The sequence below is a fragment of the Acinetobacter sp. MF4642 genome (assembly GCF_002018925.1).
GTDB classification, from domain to species: domain Bacteria; phylum Pseudomonadota; class Gammaproteobacteria; order Pseudomonadales; family Moraxellaceae; genus Acinetobacter; species Acinetobacter johnsonii.
Genome location: NZ_MVON01000005.1, coordinates 78,633 through 94,368, shown reverse-complemented (window position 1 = coordinate 94,368; position 15,736 = coordinate 78,633). Strand labels below are relative to the sequence as shown.

At 41.5% G+C, this 15,736-nt stretch carries 12 protein-coding genes and 2 pseudogenes; 7 read left to right on the top strand and 7 right to left on the bottom strand.

Annotated elements, in window-relative coordinates:
• Positions 1-2 precede the first annotated feature (2 nt).
• Entirely contained in the window at positions 3-905 is a 903-nt protein-coding gene (gene oxyR / locus MF4642_RS04475) for a LysR family transcriptional regulator OxyR (RefSeq protein WP_078425438.1), read from the top strand.
• A gap of 87 nt (positions 906-992) precedes the next feature.
• Here oxyR and ppk1 read toward each other — a convergent pair whose 3' ends face one another.
• A complete protein-coding gene (gene ppk1, locus MF4642_RS04470) occupies positions 993-3,077 on the bottom strand; it encodes a polyphosphate kinase 1 (RefSeq protein WP_078425437.1) in 2,085 nt (694 codons plus the stop codon).
• 109 nt (positions 3,078-3,186) lie between these two features.
• Entirely contained in the window at positions 3,187-3,861 is a 675-nt protein-coding gene (gene mtgA, locus MF4642_RS04465; protein WP_004694386.1) for a monofunctional biosynthetic peptidoglycan transglycosylase, read from the bottom strand.
• Between the two features lie 77 nt (positions 3,862-3,938).
• On the opposite strand from mtgA, the gene MF4642_RS04460 reads away from it, so the two are divergent.
• The gene (locus MF4642_RS04460; RefSeq protein WP_078425436.1) at positions 3,939-4,754 is read left to right on the top strand and encodes a rhomboid family intramembrane serine protease; all 816 of its coding nucleotides are present in this window, start codon (positions 3,939-3,941) and stop codon (positions 4,752-4,754) included.
• A gap of 30 nt (positions 4,755-4,784) precedes the next feature.
• On the opposite strand, the gene MF4642_RS04455 is transcribed toward MF4642_RS04460, so the two are convergent.
• Both MF4642_RS04455 and MF4642_RS04450 read right to left on the bottom strand, forming a co-directional pair.
• Positions 4,785-7,274 (bottom strand): ABC transporter permease, encoded by a 2,490-nt coding sequence (locus MF4642_RS04455; protein WP_078425435.1) that lies wholly within the window; start codon positions 7,272-7,274, stop codon positions 4,785-4,787.
• A 1-nt stretch (position 7,275) separates the two neighbouring features.
• Positions 7,276-8,004, bottom strand: coding sequence for an ABC transporter ATP-binding protein (locus tag MF4642_RS04450; protein ID WP_078425434.1), 729 nt, complete (start codon positions 8,002-8,004; stop codon positions 7,276-7,278).
• 23 nt (positions 8,005-8,027) lie between these two features.
• Between MF4642_RS04450 and MF4642_RS04445 the strand changes: the two genes are divergently transcribed.
• On the top strand, positions 8,028-8,657 hold the full coding sequence (locus MF4642_RS04445) for an arylesterase (RefSeq protein ID WP_078425433.1): 630 nt from the start codon (positions 8,028-8,030) through the stop codon (positions 8,655-8,657).
• Between the two features lie 30 nt (positions 8,658-8,687).
• On the opposite strand, the gene MF4642_RS04440 is transcribed toward MF4642_RS04445, so the two are convergent.
• Positions 8,688-9,302: a carbonic anhydrase gene (locus tag MF4642_RS04440; RefSeq protein WP_078425432.1), complete on the bottom strand. Its 615-nt coding sequence runs from the start codon at positions 9,300-9,302 to the stop codon at positions 8,688-8,690.
• Positions 9,303-9,612: 310 nt separating this feature from the next.
• Here MF4642_RS04440 and MF4642_RS04435 point away from each other — a divergent pair, with 310 nt between their 5' ends.
• Both MF4642_RS04435 and MF4642_RS04430 read left to right on the top strand, forming a co-directional pair.
• Positions 9,613-10,644, top strand: a complete 1,032-nt coding sequence (locus MF4642_RS04435; protein WP_078425431.1) for an alpha/beta fold hydrolase — start codon at positions 9,613-9,615, stop codon at positions 10,642-10,644.
• 15 nt (positions 10,645-10,659) lie between these two features.
• Complete coding sequence (locus MF4642_RS04430; RefSeq protein WP_078425430.1) at positions 10,660-11,661, top strand: hypothetical protein; 1,002 nt, start codon at positions 10,660-10,662, stop codon at positions 11,659-11,661.
• 49 nt (positions 11,662-11,710) lie between these two features.
• Here MF4642_RS04430 and MF4642_RS04425 read toward each other — a convergent pair.
• Positions 11,711-13,780: pseudogene (locus MF4642_RS04425) on the bottom strand (TonB-dependent receptor domain-containing protein).
• A gap of 174 nt (positions 13,781-13,954) precedes the next feature.
• Positions 13,955-14,593 carry a Fe-S biogenesis protein NfuA gene (nfuA, locus tag MF4642_RS04420; RefSeq protein WP_004981041.1) on the bottom strand — a complete coding sequence of 213 codons (639 nt, stop codon included), beginning with the start codon at positions 14,591-14,593 and terminating at the stop codon, positions 13,955-13,957.
• Between the two features lie 160 nt (positions 14,594-14,753).
• Here nfuA and MF4642_RS04415 point away from each other — a divergent pair, with 160 nt between their 5' ends.
• Together MF4642_RS04415 and MF4642_RS17335 are read left to right on the top strand one after the other, a co-directional pair.
• Complete coding sequence (locus tag MF4642_RS04415; protein WP_058869197.1) at positions 14,754-15,371, top strand: rhomboid family intramembrane serine protease; 618 nt, start codon at positions 14,754-14,756, stop codon at positions 15,369-15,371.
• Between the two features lie 139 nt (positions 15,372-15,510).
• Positions 15,511-15,663, top strand: a pseudogene (locus tag MF4642_RS17335) (hypothetical protein); the annotation flags it as partial.
• Between the last annotated feature and the right edge of the window lie 73 nt (positions 15,664-15,736).

Genomic DNA, 15,736 nt, shown 5'->3' with positions numbered 1-15,736 from the left:
CTATGGCTGCATTACCATCCTTAAGACAGCTGTCATATCTCGTTACACTGTCAGAAACGCTGCATTTTACTGAAGCTGCACGCCGTTCATTTGTAACCCAATCGACTTTGTCGGGCGGGATTATGGAGCTTGAACGCCTACTCGGTGGCGTACTTGTAGAGCGTGATCGCCAAAATGTGCGCTTAACTCCTCTAGGCGAGCAAGTCGTTGCTCGTGCTCGTGTTCTACTGGCAGATGCTCAAGACCTGATGCGTTTAAGCCGAGAAATGAGCGAGCCTTTAACTGGTGATTTACATCTAGGTGTTATTCCAACCATTGCGCCATTTATTCTGGCGCAATTGTTAGATGAAGTGCATAAGCAACTCCCTAAAATTCAACTACATTTACACGAAGCGCAAAGTGAGAAAATTGTAGAAAAACTCGAACATGGCAATTTAGACATGGTCGTTTTGGCTCTACCTTTTGATACACGTGGCTTAAAAGTTGCTGAAGTCGCAAAAGAAAGTTTGTTTTTGGTCTGCAATAAATCAGATATCGCAAGCCAAGCCAAATCGCTGGATGACTTAGACCTTTCACGCTTAATGTTGCTTGAAGAAGGCCACTGCTTACGTGACCATACGCTAAGTGTCTGCCCAATTGGTGAGCGTAAAAACGATCATCGTTTAAAAGCGAGTTCTTTACCCACCCTTGTGGAAATGGTATCGGCTAATCTTGGTTTTACCTTATTACCTGAAATCGCAATTCATACCAATATGATTAAAGCGAATCCAGATTTGATGGTCAAACAAATTGAAGCTGCTCCAAGCCGTATCTTGGCTTTGGTGACACGTAAAAGCACCCCACTACAAAGCGAATTTGATGTGCTATTACAAATCCTGAAAAAAATTACTCAAGATCTGCACTAAGCTTATTTTTGTGCATAAAAAAGGAGTCAAACATGACTCCTTTTTTTGTGCCTAAATCTTTAGTAGACTCAAGCACAATCCCTAAAGTTATTTAATCACATCTAGCAAATAACGCTGTGCATTATGCTCGGTTTCGCCTTCAGCTAGCGTCGCACGAAGCCAAGTTCCATCACCCTGTAGTAACCAAGCTTGTTGATTATCCTGCAAATAGGTCAACAACCCTTGCTGATAAATACGTTTTTTCAAAGCAGGATCCTCAATTGGGAAACAGGCCTCAACACGATTAAATAGATTTCGATCCATCCAATCAGCACTTGAACCATAAATACGCGCATCGCCATTATTACTAAAATAGAAAACACGGGTATGTTCTAAGAAACGCCCCACGATCGAACGTACACGAATGTTTTCCGAAAGCCCTGGCAAGCCCGGGCGTAGACAACAAATTGAACGAATAATGAGATCAATTTGTACACCTGCCTGTGATGCCTCATATAGCTTGTTGATCAGTTGCACTTCAGTTAGTGCATTTACTTTCACAATAATCTGCGCTTTCTTGCCCGCTTTGGCATTGGCAATTTCATCATCAATAAAATTGATCAGTTGTGCATGGAGCGTAAACGGCGCATGAAGTAGCTTTTTCAGCTTCGCCATTTTCCCCATACCTGTCAATTCTTGGAAAATACGGTGTACATCTTCACACAACTCTTTATCGGTCGTGAGCAAGCCATAGTCGGTATAAATACGCGCATTACCCGCATGATAGTTACCCGTTCCCAAATGTACATAACGAACGAGTTTATTATTTTCACGGCGTACCACAAGAATCATTTTGGCATGAGTTTTATAGCCCACAATGCCGTAAACAACCACAGCACCCGCTTCTTGTAGCACATTTGCCACTTCGATATTTGACTCTTCATCAAAACGCGCACGCAGCTCAATCACCGCGGTAACTTCTTTACCATTACGCGCCGCTTCTGCTAGGACTTGTACAATTTCAGAGTCTGCACCACTGCGATAGAGGGTTTGCTTAATTGCCAACACTTGTGGGTCACGTGCCGCTTCACGCAACAAGTTAATCACAGGTGCGAAAGACTCAAACGGATGATGTAGTAAAATATCCTGCTTCTGCATTGCAGAGAACATGCTTTCCGACTTTTTCAACACTTTAGGAATAACAGGAATATGTGCGTCATACCGTAGATGTGGACGTTTAAAATTGGACAATAAACGTGCCAAATTCACAGGTCCTTCGACTTTATACAACTGCTCCTGATGCAGATCAAATTCATCTAGCAAGTAGTTATAAATATGTTCTGGACAGTTTTGTGTAACTTCCAAACGTACTGCACGTCCGAAACGACGAGAACTTAACTCACCTTTGAGTGCTTTGGCTAAGTCTTCCACATCTTCATTGAGTGCTAAATCAGCATTCCGTGTGACACGGAACTGATAACAGCCTGTCGCTGTCATCCCTGGGAACAAGTCAGAAACATGCTCATGGATAATGGCTGAAAGCATCACATGATGCTCTTTTCCACCTGTGAGTTCATCAGGTAGACGAACCACACGTGGCAATGAACGTGGTGCAGGCACAACGGCCAAATCAATCTGACGACCAAATGCGTCTTTCCCTTCCAAAGTCACAATAAAGTTGAGACTTTTATTCACTAAACGCGGAAATGGGTGCGCAGGGTCAAGGCTAATCGGTGTTAAGACAGGTGCGACCTGTTCTTGGAAATATTTCTTCACCCATGAAGACTGTGCAGGTGTCAGTTCCCCACGGCGTAAGAAACAAATGTCTTCCTCACGTAGTTTCGGCAGAATTTCATCATTGAGAATACGATACTGACGTTCAATTGCGGCATGTGCGGTTTGCGAAATTTGGTCGAGGACTTGGCGTGGGGTTAAGCCATCGGGGCTGCGGCTTTCATTACCCAGATCCAACTGTTCCATGACGCCCGCAACACGAATTTCAAAGAACTCATCTAAGTTACGTGAAAAAATCAGTAAGAAATTCATCCGTTCTAACAGCGGATGTAAAGGATCTACGGCTTGTTCCAATACACGTAAATGGAAATCTAATATCGATAACTCACGGTTAATATAGCGATCGTTATATGCGTATTCAGGTTGTAGTATCGGAGATGTGCTTGCTGCCGTATTCATAGCTAACCTTTAATTATTTGAATGCGTTTTATCATGATAAGTATGCTTCAATTTTGTGACAATTTCATAAAAAAAGCCCATAAATTTGGGCTTTTTCACATCAATCAAATTAAGGGATATCGCTATAGCGCATATACTTTCGAATCATGCGCTCACGGTTTTGCAACTTACGGTCATTTTGATGGTCTTGGTAGTATTTCGGATTGGGTAAAATAGCCGCTAAAAAGACCGCCTGCTCTCGGCTTAAGCTACGTGAACTTTTACCAAAGTAGTGTTGGGTCGCAGCTTCGACGCCATAGATATTATCGCCAAACTCCACCGAGTTCAGATATACCTCTAAGATGCGTTCTTTGCTCCACATCCGTTCCATCATCCAAGTTGCAACAGCTTCCTGACCTTTACGAATGAATGAACGCTTGTTATATAAAAATAAGTTTTTGGCCAATTGCTGAGAAATTGTTGAACCGCCCGCGACCACTTTGCCCGTGTCATTATTACGTTCAAGCGCTGCTTGAATCCCATCCCAGTCAAAACCATGATGTTGCATAAATTTGCCATCTTCAGCCGCAACAATGGCTTTTTTCATGTACTCACTGATCTCGTCATAATCACGCCATTCATGTTGAATGGGTTTAGATGGCTCAGACCAATAATCAATCCGCATAAACATGGTGGTTTCCACTGGCTTGTAACGCCACCACGCTAGGCTTGCAAAAATCCACAACTGTACCAAAAGCACGAAGCTGACAACGACTAACAAACTACGAACAATAAAAGCTTTCATGCCAGTGGCTTACTCCAAAAATCATTTTTATTCATGCTAAGCTTGGGCAAATATAGCAAAATTTTAGCAAGAATAGCATGACCGAGCTTACACCTCCGCAAATCAAAACAAAATTCGACGTACATTTATGGTGGATTACCGCCGTCATTATTGCCGTGAATGTTGGGCTGTTTTTTTGGCAAGTCCTGCATGGCATGGATGTCAGCAATCCAAGTACGGCTGATGCTATACACTGGGGAGCAGACTATGCACCGCTCACCTTCTTGACTGAACCGATGCGTTTATTGAGCAGTATGTTCTTTCATTTTGGCTTGGTTCACCTCATGTTGAACATGTGGGCACTGTATATTTTTGGCAGTGTGCTGGAGCAAATGTTTGGACGTGTCTATTTTCTTGCGCTATATGTTCTTGCTGGTCTCATGGGTAGCTTGCTCAGTGGTTATATCGCCATTCAAGACAGTTATGAACTGATTCGTATTGGGTTAGCAAACCCTGAACTCTTGCCTCGTGTCGGTGCAGGGGCTTCAGGTGCCGTCATGGGACTTGGGGCAGCACTGACGGTTCTATCGCTACTGCCGATGCTCCCACAGCAACGTTTTATTTTAGATAAAAAGACTTTACTCATCGTGATGGGAATCAACTTAGCCATGGGCTTTATGATTTCAGGTATTAATAATGCCGCACATATTGGCGGCATGTTGATGGGTGCTGTTTTGGCGGCACTTTGGTATCTCTCCCAAAAGACGCAGCAGCGTTGGATTATGCCGCTGAGCCTTGTTTTGGCAGCCTGCGGTTCGTATTGGTTTTACTTACACTGCCAAAACCTTGTGGTCTATATTCAACCCTTATGGTCAGAAGTGTTAATGATGATGCGTCAACAGCTCAATTTCTAAGATTCAACACTTAACGTATTAAGAGACCAATCACGATTGATTGATCTCTCTCAAACTTTGTAAAGGTGGAATATCACTGAGATAACTTAAGCGATAACGCCCAATCAGCGCGCAGAGTAAGGTCATAAACAGTGGTAAAATGAGCCAGATTTCCCAGTGCGGCTGAATGGCTAATCCCATGCGATAACATGCTACCGCACTTATCGCTTCGGCAAACAAACAAGAAACCACACCTGCCATAAAACCAATAAAGCCAATTTCTAGACTGAGCATGGTTCTGAGTTTTTGCTTGGAACCACCAAATGAACGTAATAACGCCACTTCACGTTTACGCTCATCCATCAGTAAGTTCAGGCAAGCAATTAAAACCAGAATACCTGAAATACTCACTAAAACTGCAAGGATCGTGACAATCTGCACCAGCACCGTAACAATGCGCTTAATTTCGTCTAAAATTAAACTGACATCAATAAAGACAGTGTTGGAAAATTGTTGAATGATACTGACCAATTTCGCTTTGTCTGACTCAGGCACATAGAAACTGCCCAAATAACTGCCCGCATTTTCATCCATAGTTTGGGGCGCAAAAATAAAGAAGAAGTTTGGGCTAAAACTTTCCCATTCCACGCTTCTTAAATTTGCCACTTTGGCATGAATCACACCCTCTGGTAAGCTAAAGGTCAGTTGATCCCCCACTTTTATCCCAAGCTCTGTTGCGGTGTTGGCTTCCACCGAAACTTGCCCTTTTGCTGTCAGTTTTGATACTCCAGAGACAATTACATTGTCTTTAGGATAACGGTCTGCTTGGGTTAAATTTAGCTCGCGACGTAAGGAATTATTTTGCTTCACCAAATCCGCAGCAAAAGGCTGTCCATTTTTGGCAATCAGTCTACCTCGAATATTCGGATAGAGCGGCGTACTGTTCCAATGGTTTTGTTCAATTTTCGCTTTTAACTCAGGCATGTCAAAAGGCGGTAAACCATATACAAACTGATTCGGCGTTCCTATAGGAATTTGCTGTTGCCAACGTTCTAACAAATCGGTTCGTAGCACGGCTAAAACCGTAATTAAACTGAGTCCTAAAGCCAAAGCGGTAATCTGAAACGCAGTTTGGTAAGGCGTACGGACATAGGCAGAAACCGCATTTTTCAAGCCGCGCAGGAACTTCAAACTCAGCCAGACCACAACGTATAACACTGCACATAGAATAATAATTGCCCCAATCACCATGGCTGTCAGCACCATGTTTTCAGTCAGAACAATACTAAATAATACCAGACTTGCCGTGCCTGCAAGTAACATCCAAAACATAGACGAAACTGATTTTTCTTGACTGCGAATGACACGGATCGGTGGGGTATTCAACAGTTCCCAAAAACTCGGCAAGACAAAACCCAATAGCACTACTGCACTGGTCAACATAGCAATCGGAATCGGCCCGAGCAGTATATCCCACGCTGAAAACGCAATACTTAAGTGTGGAATCAGTTGTAACATCAACTGTAACAGGCCATAACCCAGCCCGACACCCACGACACTCCCGACCAGCATGGCAAGCAAGAACACCACACCCAACAAGCTGAGGTAAGCCCAGAGAATTTGTGACTTCGCCGCCCCCATACAACGCAATAGCGCAATATGGTCTTGGTTTTGTTGTACAAAGCGCTGACTGGTCAGAGCAATCGCAATTCCACACAGCAAAATCGTTAAAATATTCGCCAACTGCAAAAAAGTGTCCAAATTTGCAATTGGTTTCATTAAACGGGTATTGCCCTCACTGGCATTGCGTAGGCGTAAGCTGTTTTGTGGTTCTTCCGCATTAGGACTTTGAGCTGTCGCATCTACGTCCATAGGTGCTGCATTTTGCTTCTTAAAATTTGCTTCAAACTGCTGAGTATTTTGTGCTGTACCTGCCATCAGTAGACGATAGTCAATGCGACTACCGACTTGTATGGCATTGGTCTTAGCAATATCCGTTTCAGAAATAATCACCGTTGGCGAGAAACCTGAAAAGCCCAACTCTTGATTGGAGTCATGCTCAATCAAGCCTGTCACCTTGAAAGTACCGTCTGCAATATTCAGCTGATCGCCCAGTTTAACCTGTAGCAAATCCTTAGCACGCTGACTCAACCAAACTTCACCCGAGGCAATGTGCTTCGCAACTGGCTGAATACGTAACTCTCCACGCAGAGGAAAAGCTTGATCGATGGCTTTGACATTGACCATAACAAACTGATCATCGGTATATGCCATTGAACTAAAGACAGTGACTTCGGATTGTTTTAAATTAAGAGCTGTCGCTTGTGCTTTCCATTTCGGGTCGAGTTTTTGGCTGTCCGTTAAAACCAAGTCCCCTGCTAGCATCTCAGCGGCTTGCAGAGCTACAGCATTTTGAATTTGCTCATTACTAAACTTCAGCGCGGTCGTTGCACTGATCGCGAGAATCAACGCAATAATCAATAAATACACACCGCTACTTTTAAAACTTTGCTTCAGTAAGGGCTGAAATAGAGAATTCATTTTATCCTCCCGTTTGAGGATGTTCGATCAACTGACCATCGAGTAATTCAAAATGACGCTGGCACTGTTCTGCAAGCGTATGGTCATGCGTCACTAAAATGAGGGTCGTACCCAACTCACGGTTCAATTGAAACAATAGTTGCTCAATTTCTCGCGCAGTTTGACTGTCTAAGTTTCCTGTTGGTTCATCGGCAAAGATAATTTTTGGTTCAGCAATCAGCGCACGGGCAATTGCGACGCGCTGCTGCTCCCCACCCGAAAGTACCTTCGGTGTTTGGGTGGCCTGTCGCTCTAATCCAACCTTTTGCAACAAACTCAAAGCACGTTGCTCCGCTTCAGCGAAGTTAAATGATGGATGAAGCCGTAACGGCAGCATCACATTTTCAACAGCAGTCAGGTGTGGTAGCAGTTGAAAGGACTGAAACACAAAGCCAATATGCTTTAAACGCACCTGTGCACGCTGTTCTTCATTGAGCTTGGAAATACTTTCACCACAAACGATTAACTCACCACCGCTAGCCTGATCTAAGGTCGCCAAAATACCCAGTAAGGTAGACTTTCCTGAACCTGAACGTCCTGTAATTGCGACTTGTTCACCTGCTAATATGCTCAGACTCAAATCTGAGAAAATGGTCAGTTCTTTTTGCGGAAGTTTAATCTTTTGTGTCAGTTGCTGGGCAGAAATAATCACTTGTGGCATGATGCTTACATCACTATGAACTTGGGTCATAACATCCCTATATGCAAATATTCATGCAAAATCGCAAATTTAAAAAACGTATCAGTTCATACTTGGTTTTGCTTGCACTGTGCCTAAGCCCCACTTGGGTTTTTGCAAAAACCGTGATGGTTTTAGGAGATAGCATTAGTGCAGGTTATGGCATAGAACCACAGCAAGCATGGGTAAATTTACTGCAAAAACGGTTAGACCAACAGTATCCGAAACAACACAAAGTGGTCAATGCCAGTGTGAGTGGTGAAACCACCAGTGGCGCTTTGGCTCGTTTACCCAAACTGTTGCAAACGCATAAGCCAAATGTGGTGGTGATTGAGCTTGGCGGGAATGATGGGCTGCGTGGTCAACCCCCTCAGATGATTCAAAAAAATTTAGTGCAACTGATTCAACAGAGTCAAAAAGCCAATGCCACCGTGGTTGTCTTGGGAATGAAAATGCCACCAAACTATGGCACAGCCTATAGCAAGGCATTTGAAAATAATTACAAAGTGGTTAGTCAACAATACAAAGTGAAATTACTGCCCTTCTTCTTGGAAGGTGTAGCGGGAAATAAAAGCCTGATGCAAAAAGACTTGGTCCATCCAAATGGCAAGGCACAAGCTATTTTATTAAATTTAGCTTATCCCTATATAAAAGGCGCTTTATAAAGCGCCTTTTATTCTGATCATATCCGCTGATCAGAAGTCAAAAAAAACCACTTCACCACTTTCAAGTGAGTACTCAGCGCCAACCACTTGTAACTTGCCTTTGGCAATCAAGCTTTCAAGCACAGCTGAGCCATGACGTAACTGATTTACAGAGGCAAATACATTTGAACGTACTGCGTGTTTAGACAGTTTGTATAAGTCATGTTTCAGTTCAGTTTGCATCAAGGTTTCAACCGAAGGACGGACACGGTTTACAATCGACATCAAGTTTGCAGATGGTGGGCTATCTGGGTTCATCAGGGTGTCAATGGTGGCTTGAATCGCACCACAGTGACTATGACCAAGTACCACAACTACTGCACAGTCATAACGCTCAGCCGCAAATTCAACACTGCCAACTTGCGAAGGTGCAACCACATTTCCTGCAACACGAATAACAAACAGATCACCCAAACCTTGGTCAAAGACCATTTCTGCAGGCACACGAGAATCGGAACATCCGAGTACAATGGCAAATGGATTTTGGTCTTCCGCCATCTCTGCTCGTGCTTGGTGAGACAATTGCTTATGGTGGGTTGTCTCACCCGCTACAAAACGTTGGTTACCTTGTTTTAGACGGCTTAAAGCTTCTTGAGCTGTTAGCATTCCCTTTCCCACTCGGTTGTTATTAAGTTGGACTAGTTTAATCCCAGCGAAATTGATTGTCACTTGCAAAAAACATAGCGACTTCTTTTTTTGCTTAATTTTAAATTTGCATTTTATCTCAAACAAATCGTTATGCAGTTCACACTTTATCCAAATGCAGTATATCCTTTCAAATAAATAATTAATGACATTTGCATGAAAGCTATTAGAATCAAACAGACCTGTAAATAAACATAAAAACCATTCAAAATCAGAGCATTTTTATCTTATTCGGTCAGTTTTTTCATTCATCTCCGTTTAAGGATGAACCATGATGATGCGCTCAAAATCCGTCTTGAAACAAAGTTTAAAGGCCGGTCTATTCGCCTTAGCTTTGTCATTTCCTTTCGCCAGCCATGCGGTCGAAAATACCATCATCAAAGACAAACTCAGTTTACAAAGCTACCTTCTACAAGAACGCGTCACCGCCGGCTTAAAAACCAAAACACTTAAAGTGGATGATATCGTTTGGAGCTATAACGAAGGCGGTGCCGTTGATAAGCCAACGATTTTGCTGATTCATGGTTTTGCTGGAAATCGAGACAATTGGAACCGTGTAGCACAGTTTCTAACGCCTTATTACCACGTGGTTATCCCTGACCTTCCAACCAACGGCGACACCAAAGTCCCAGATGATTTTGATCTCTCTATGCCAAATGTCACAGAGCGACTCCGTCGTTTTGTTGAAGCTATTCATATACAAGATAAGCTGAATGTTGCAGGACATTCCATTGGTGGTTCAATTGCAACTCTATATGCCGCACAATACCCTTTTGACACGCAAAGTTTGTTTTTATTGAACAGTGCGGGCATTTATAAAAACGCCAACACCAACTATGCCAAAGACCCTCAATATTTAAAGCACTTGATTGTGAGCAAGCCGGGCGATTTTGATGATGTAATGCAACGTGTCATGCAAACCCCAATCAAAATGCCCTATTATTTAAAACGCGCCCAAGAAAAACAGTTAATTACTCAGGCTGAAAAAAACAGTAAAGTGATTGATCAATTGGTGACCTTGAACCGAATTTATACCACTGACTCCTTTGCTCGAGTGACCCGAAATATTGAAGCACCCACCCTCATTTTGTGGGGTAAGCAGGACAAAATTATTAATGTCGAAGTGGCGAATGAGCTCAAATCTTTATTGAAACGTGCTGAAGCTCCTGTCATCCTTAACAATGTTGGTCATATGCCACTTTTGGAAGCAGAACAAGCAGTTGCACAGCACTACCTGCCTTTTCTTGCAAAAACACAAAAGTTAAAAAATCCATTGGCTGATAAACTGATTCCACTAAATTAATTTTGTTGAGTACGTATGCAGAAACACCCTATGATTGAGCAGCTCATTGAAGCTCATCTTAATTTTTTAGATCATGAGTTTTCGCAAGCAAGTACCGTACAAAATGAATTCACCCTCTTTTATCAATGGTTTAGAAAACAAACTTTGCAGCAACTATGGAGCTTTGAAGACATCAATGCGCTGTTGCAAAAACAAGTCCTAGCCACACCTGCGACCGAGTATCTGATTTCACAAATTGCTGAACATATTAAATTTGCCTTGATTCATCCCATCAATGAATCAACCAAAGTTGCCGATGTGATTCCTGTACTTACCATCGACAAAATTGCGCAGTATGTCGCGAGTAAAAGTGGGCATCGTCAGCGCCTAATTAAAACTGTGGTAAATAACCCAGCTTTTTCGGCCATGATTACCCAGCTGATTCAGCACTCGATTCAAGACTATTTGAACAACTCAGTGATGACTAAACGTGTGCCAGGTGTTTCTAGTTTTATGAAAATGGGCAAGTCCGTACTGGAAACCGTCACAGACTCAAACCTAAATGACACTATTGGGCATTATTTACAAAAGAACATCTTAAAACTCAGTCAAATGAGTGAACAAGTGTTAAATCAAAACTTTAATGATGAAAAGCTATATCATTTTCAAGCCAACCTCTGGCACAAAATCAAAGATATGCCTTTATCAGTTTTGAAAAATTATATTGAAGTGCAGGACTTGCCTCAAACTGTCGCTATGGGGCACGAAATTTGGGAGCATATGCGTCAAACCGACTATCTGCAGCAACAGGTGCATGATGGTGTTTACGCTTGGTACATTCGCAACCAAGAACTTTCTCTTGATTTACTACTACGCGACTTAAATATCGACGAAGCCTTAGTCCAAAATCAACTTCAAGATTTGTTGAACCCTATTATTCAAGAGCTCATTCGTTCTGATTACTTACGTGATCGAGCACGCTATTATTTAGAACAGTTTTATTATTCTGACCAAGCACAGAGTATTTTAATCCCCTAAATAAAAAGACCCGTTGAAGAAACGGGTCTTTAATTCTAATTTCTATGTATTAGAAATTAGCAACAAAACTTACACCATAGCGACGACCATCTAAAGTTTGCTCGCCATCAGCATTCTGTGCAGTTTCATCTAACACATTATAAACACCAAATTTACCTTTCAAGTTTGGTGAAAATTTATAGTTAAAACCAACATCGAGGAAGTTATATCCAGGAATTGGGTCAGACATACTTGAACGACCTAAATACGGTGTAGTTTCTCCGCGCACATGTAATCGGCTCCAAATATTCAAAGCATCGGTTAAGTCATGATCTACTGTTACATTAAATACATGTTCAGGCATGCCATTTAAAGGCTGCCCTTTAAATTAACCTGATTTAATTTCTGTATCTGTAAACGTATAATTTGCAGTTAAGGTTGTATATTCAGCTAATTTGGCATCAAATGTCACCTCTACACCACGTAACTCAGCTTTACCAATGTTTTCACGTGTGCTGATAAATGCAAATGGAATACCGTTTTCAGAACATTTCCACGTTGAAACATCATTACGGTTGTAGTCAGCATTACCCGTTGAATCACATTCACGAATTTCTTCAATTCGATCTTTAAACTGAGTTAAATAACCTGTAATAGAGGTATTAACGTAATCATTGTTCCAGTAAAAACCTAATTCTGAAGTAACAGTTGATTCTGGTTCTAGGTCTGGATTTGCTTTAATAATTCCTCGACCCGTTGTTGTTGGAGAACCACTTCCTCCTGTCACACTATAGAAGCCGTCAGTCACAGAACGAATATCTGGTTGTTTATAACCTGTAGAAACCCCACCCTTCACGGTAAATTGGTCAGTAAAGTTATAAACACCATAAACTCTCGGAGAAATATTTCCTTGATATAGTTCATCATAGTCATAACGAGCCCCAAGCGTTAAATTAAAACGATCGGTTAAACTCCATGTGTCTTCTAAGAATGCAGCAGCTGACCAGCGTGTCAATTCATCAAACTCTGGAACCAACGGATTTCGGTTTGTTGCTCGATCTAACAAACTTTCATCTTTATAATACCCACCAAAAGCCAGTGTATGATTACCTAACAACCAATTCCACTGTGTATTTGCAGTCCATGTTTCTAAATCAATTCCCTTCGTTCCCACGACTGTATTTTCACGATCTGGGTTTTTAGAATTTTCATATTGAATATAAGATTTACTATCCAAATTATCAGTATATCGCCCATTATGCGTTAAGGCATAAACACTACGTATATTTCGACTTACAGAGTCAGTACCTGTTGCCGCAACCGTTTTACCTGCCTTAGCCTCAGACTCTTGTGTGAAGAAATTTGCCTCTACAGCTAAGTCGTGTTGATCATTAAGCACATAAGTTAAACGTGAATTTAAACTTTCCGTTGTATGGCCTGTAAAACCACCTAAATAAGAGTCTTCTTTTCTCTCTAAACGATTTAGACCTAACTGCAAGCCAACTTTATCTTGAATAATCGGCCCTGCTAAATAAACAGAACCATTACGAATGTCTCCAGAATTATTTTTATCCTGAATAGTTGTGCCTAACTCAACATTCCCAGTCCAAACATCCGTCACTTTTTTAGTAATAATATTAATCACGCCACCCATAGCATCAGAACCATACAATGTAGATGCTGGACCACGGATAATTTCAATTCGCTCAATGGATGCAACTGGAGGAAGAATATTTTTCTCCATACCGTAGTCATCGCCATTTGGGTTAACGTCTTTAGAATATTGACGCTTTCCATCGACTAAGAACAAGGTGTAATTCGAAGACATTCCTCGAATATCAATTTGGCGGTTATTACCACGTTGTCCCGTTGCACTATTGCCTGTTAAATTTACGCCAGGCATCCGACGTACATATTCAGAAATATCATTTACAACTGGTAATTTTTCTAAATCTTTATCCGTAATAATAGATGCGCCTAGGGACTGTTTAACCTGTTCCTCAGCTGTTAATACAATCGTCTGTAATTGTGTTGCTTCTTTCTCTTTTGTGGTTTCCACAACGTCATTTGCCATCGCAAATGAACTCATTGCCCCTACAACCGCTAAAGCCAAAGTTGATCTCGTCAGATTTTTACCCATAACGCATACACCTAAATACAAAAAAAGGAGAGATTGTGTAAATTTCGTAGGGCATTTTAACAAACGATAAACATATTGCAATAAATATTGATAATTATTCTCAATTACATTTTAGCTTTAGATAAAATATAACCCCCTAATTTAAGGAGGTTATTTGGTAAAGTGGATTCAAATTTATTTGAAGTACGCGCCTTCAGCCTGCGTATGATCCGTCTGGTCAATCACACGACGTAACTCAGGAATGTGTTGTTGCAGGGTCGTTTCAACACCCTGTTTCAAGGTGACGTCAATTGCTGAACAACCTTGGCAACCACCACCGAATTTCAGTACAGCCGTTAAACCATGTTCTTCATCTTCAACTACTTCAACCAATGCACAGTTACCACCATGCCCTGCTAGACCAGGGTTAATTTCAGACTGAAGAATATAAGTAATACGCTCTTCAATCGATGCATCAGGACCGACGCGTGGTACTTTCGAGTTTGGTGCACGGAATGTCAACTGCCCACCAAAACGGTCTTTATTGTAATCAATCACCGCATCTAATAAATATGGAATAGACGGTGTGTCGATATACGCAGGAAAGTCTGGATAATCTTGACGGTAATCAGTTGGGATCACTTCTTCAGGCGCACTATATGCCATACAACATTCAGCACGTGGTGTACCCGGATTTTCAACAAATACACGTACAGCAATGCCCGGTGTATTTTGTTTTTCTAATAAATCACGTAAATACTCTTGTGCAGTCGGAGTAATCAATAAGTTTGGAATTTCCTCTGCAACTGCAGTGCTGCTGTTCTCAGTCGACATAACAATCATTTCCTCAAGCTGAAGTTGCTATTTTAACTGAAGATGCGGGGTAATTAAAAAAAATCAACCAAAATTGTCGGATTTATTGTGAAAGTTCATCTTTTCGCTCAATTTAATGGCATTATGACCACAAGATAGTTATATGCAGAACATCTCAGAAATGTTGGATTTACCTTTTAATCATACAGTTACGATCATTATTATTACAGTCATTATTTCTATGGTGGCATTTTCAAATCAGAACGTGATGAACCGTCTGATTTTCTGGCCTCCTGCGATGCAACGTGGACAATACGATCGTTTTATTACACATGGCTTTATTCATGCCGATGGTATGCATCTCCTGTTCAATATGTTCACCTTGTTTTTCTTTGGTAGCATTATTGAAAGTTTTTACCGTCAATACTTCTATGAGTTAGGTTTTGTTTTGTTTTATCTGGGTGGCTTAATTTTTGCCATTTTACCAAGTTATTTAAAACATAAGAATGATGTGCGCTGGGCAAGCCTTGGTGCTTCTGGTGCGGTCTCTGCGGTATTGTTCGCTTATGTGTTGTTTGAACCTTGGAAGCTAATTTTTGTGTTTTTTATTCCCGTACCTGCGATTATTTTTGCAGTGTTGTACGTGGCATATAGCATCTGGTCAGGTAAAAAAGGCAACTCCAACATCAATCATAGCGCCCATCTTTGGGGAGCTGCTTATGGGGTCATCATGACCTTAATTTTAGAGCCGCGTCTTATTCCACACTTTCTGAACAAATTAACCCAGTTACCTATTTAAAGCCGAACGCCTAGATTGCACATGGATTGCACATGGATTGCATCCATACGCATATAGGCTCAGTAACATTTTTCTAAGCAATGGGTGGTCCTGATTTTTACAATGAACATCAGGACAACTATAAACCAAGGAAATTGCGATAAAAATAATGTCTATATTGGCAACCTTGATGATCAGTCTCAGTTTTACAGCCTGTGCGGTACACACTCCTGAAGGGAGTATCATCGTCGATGATCGTTCTTATTATCCTCATGGCCAAAGCGATTTCTGCCCACTAGGACAGGCCAAAAAGGTCGCTGCTAAACTCAAAAGCCTTCTATTCAGAAGGCTTTTTTATTACATATATTTTTACATAAATTTGGCAT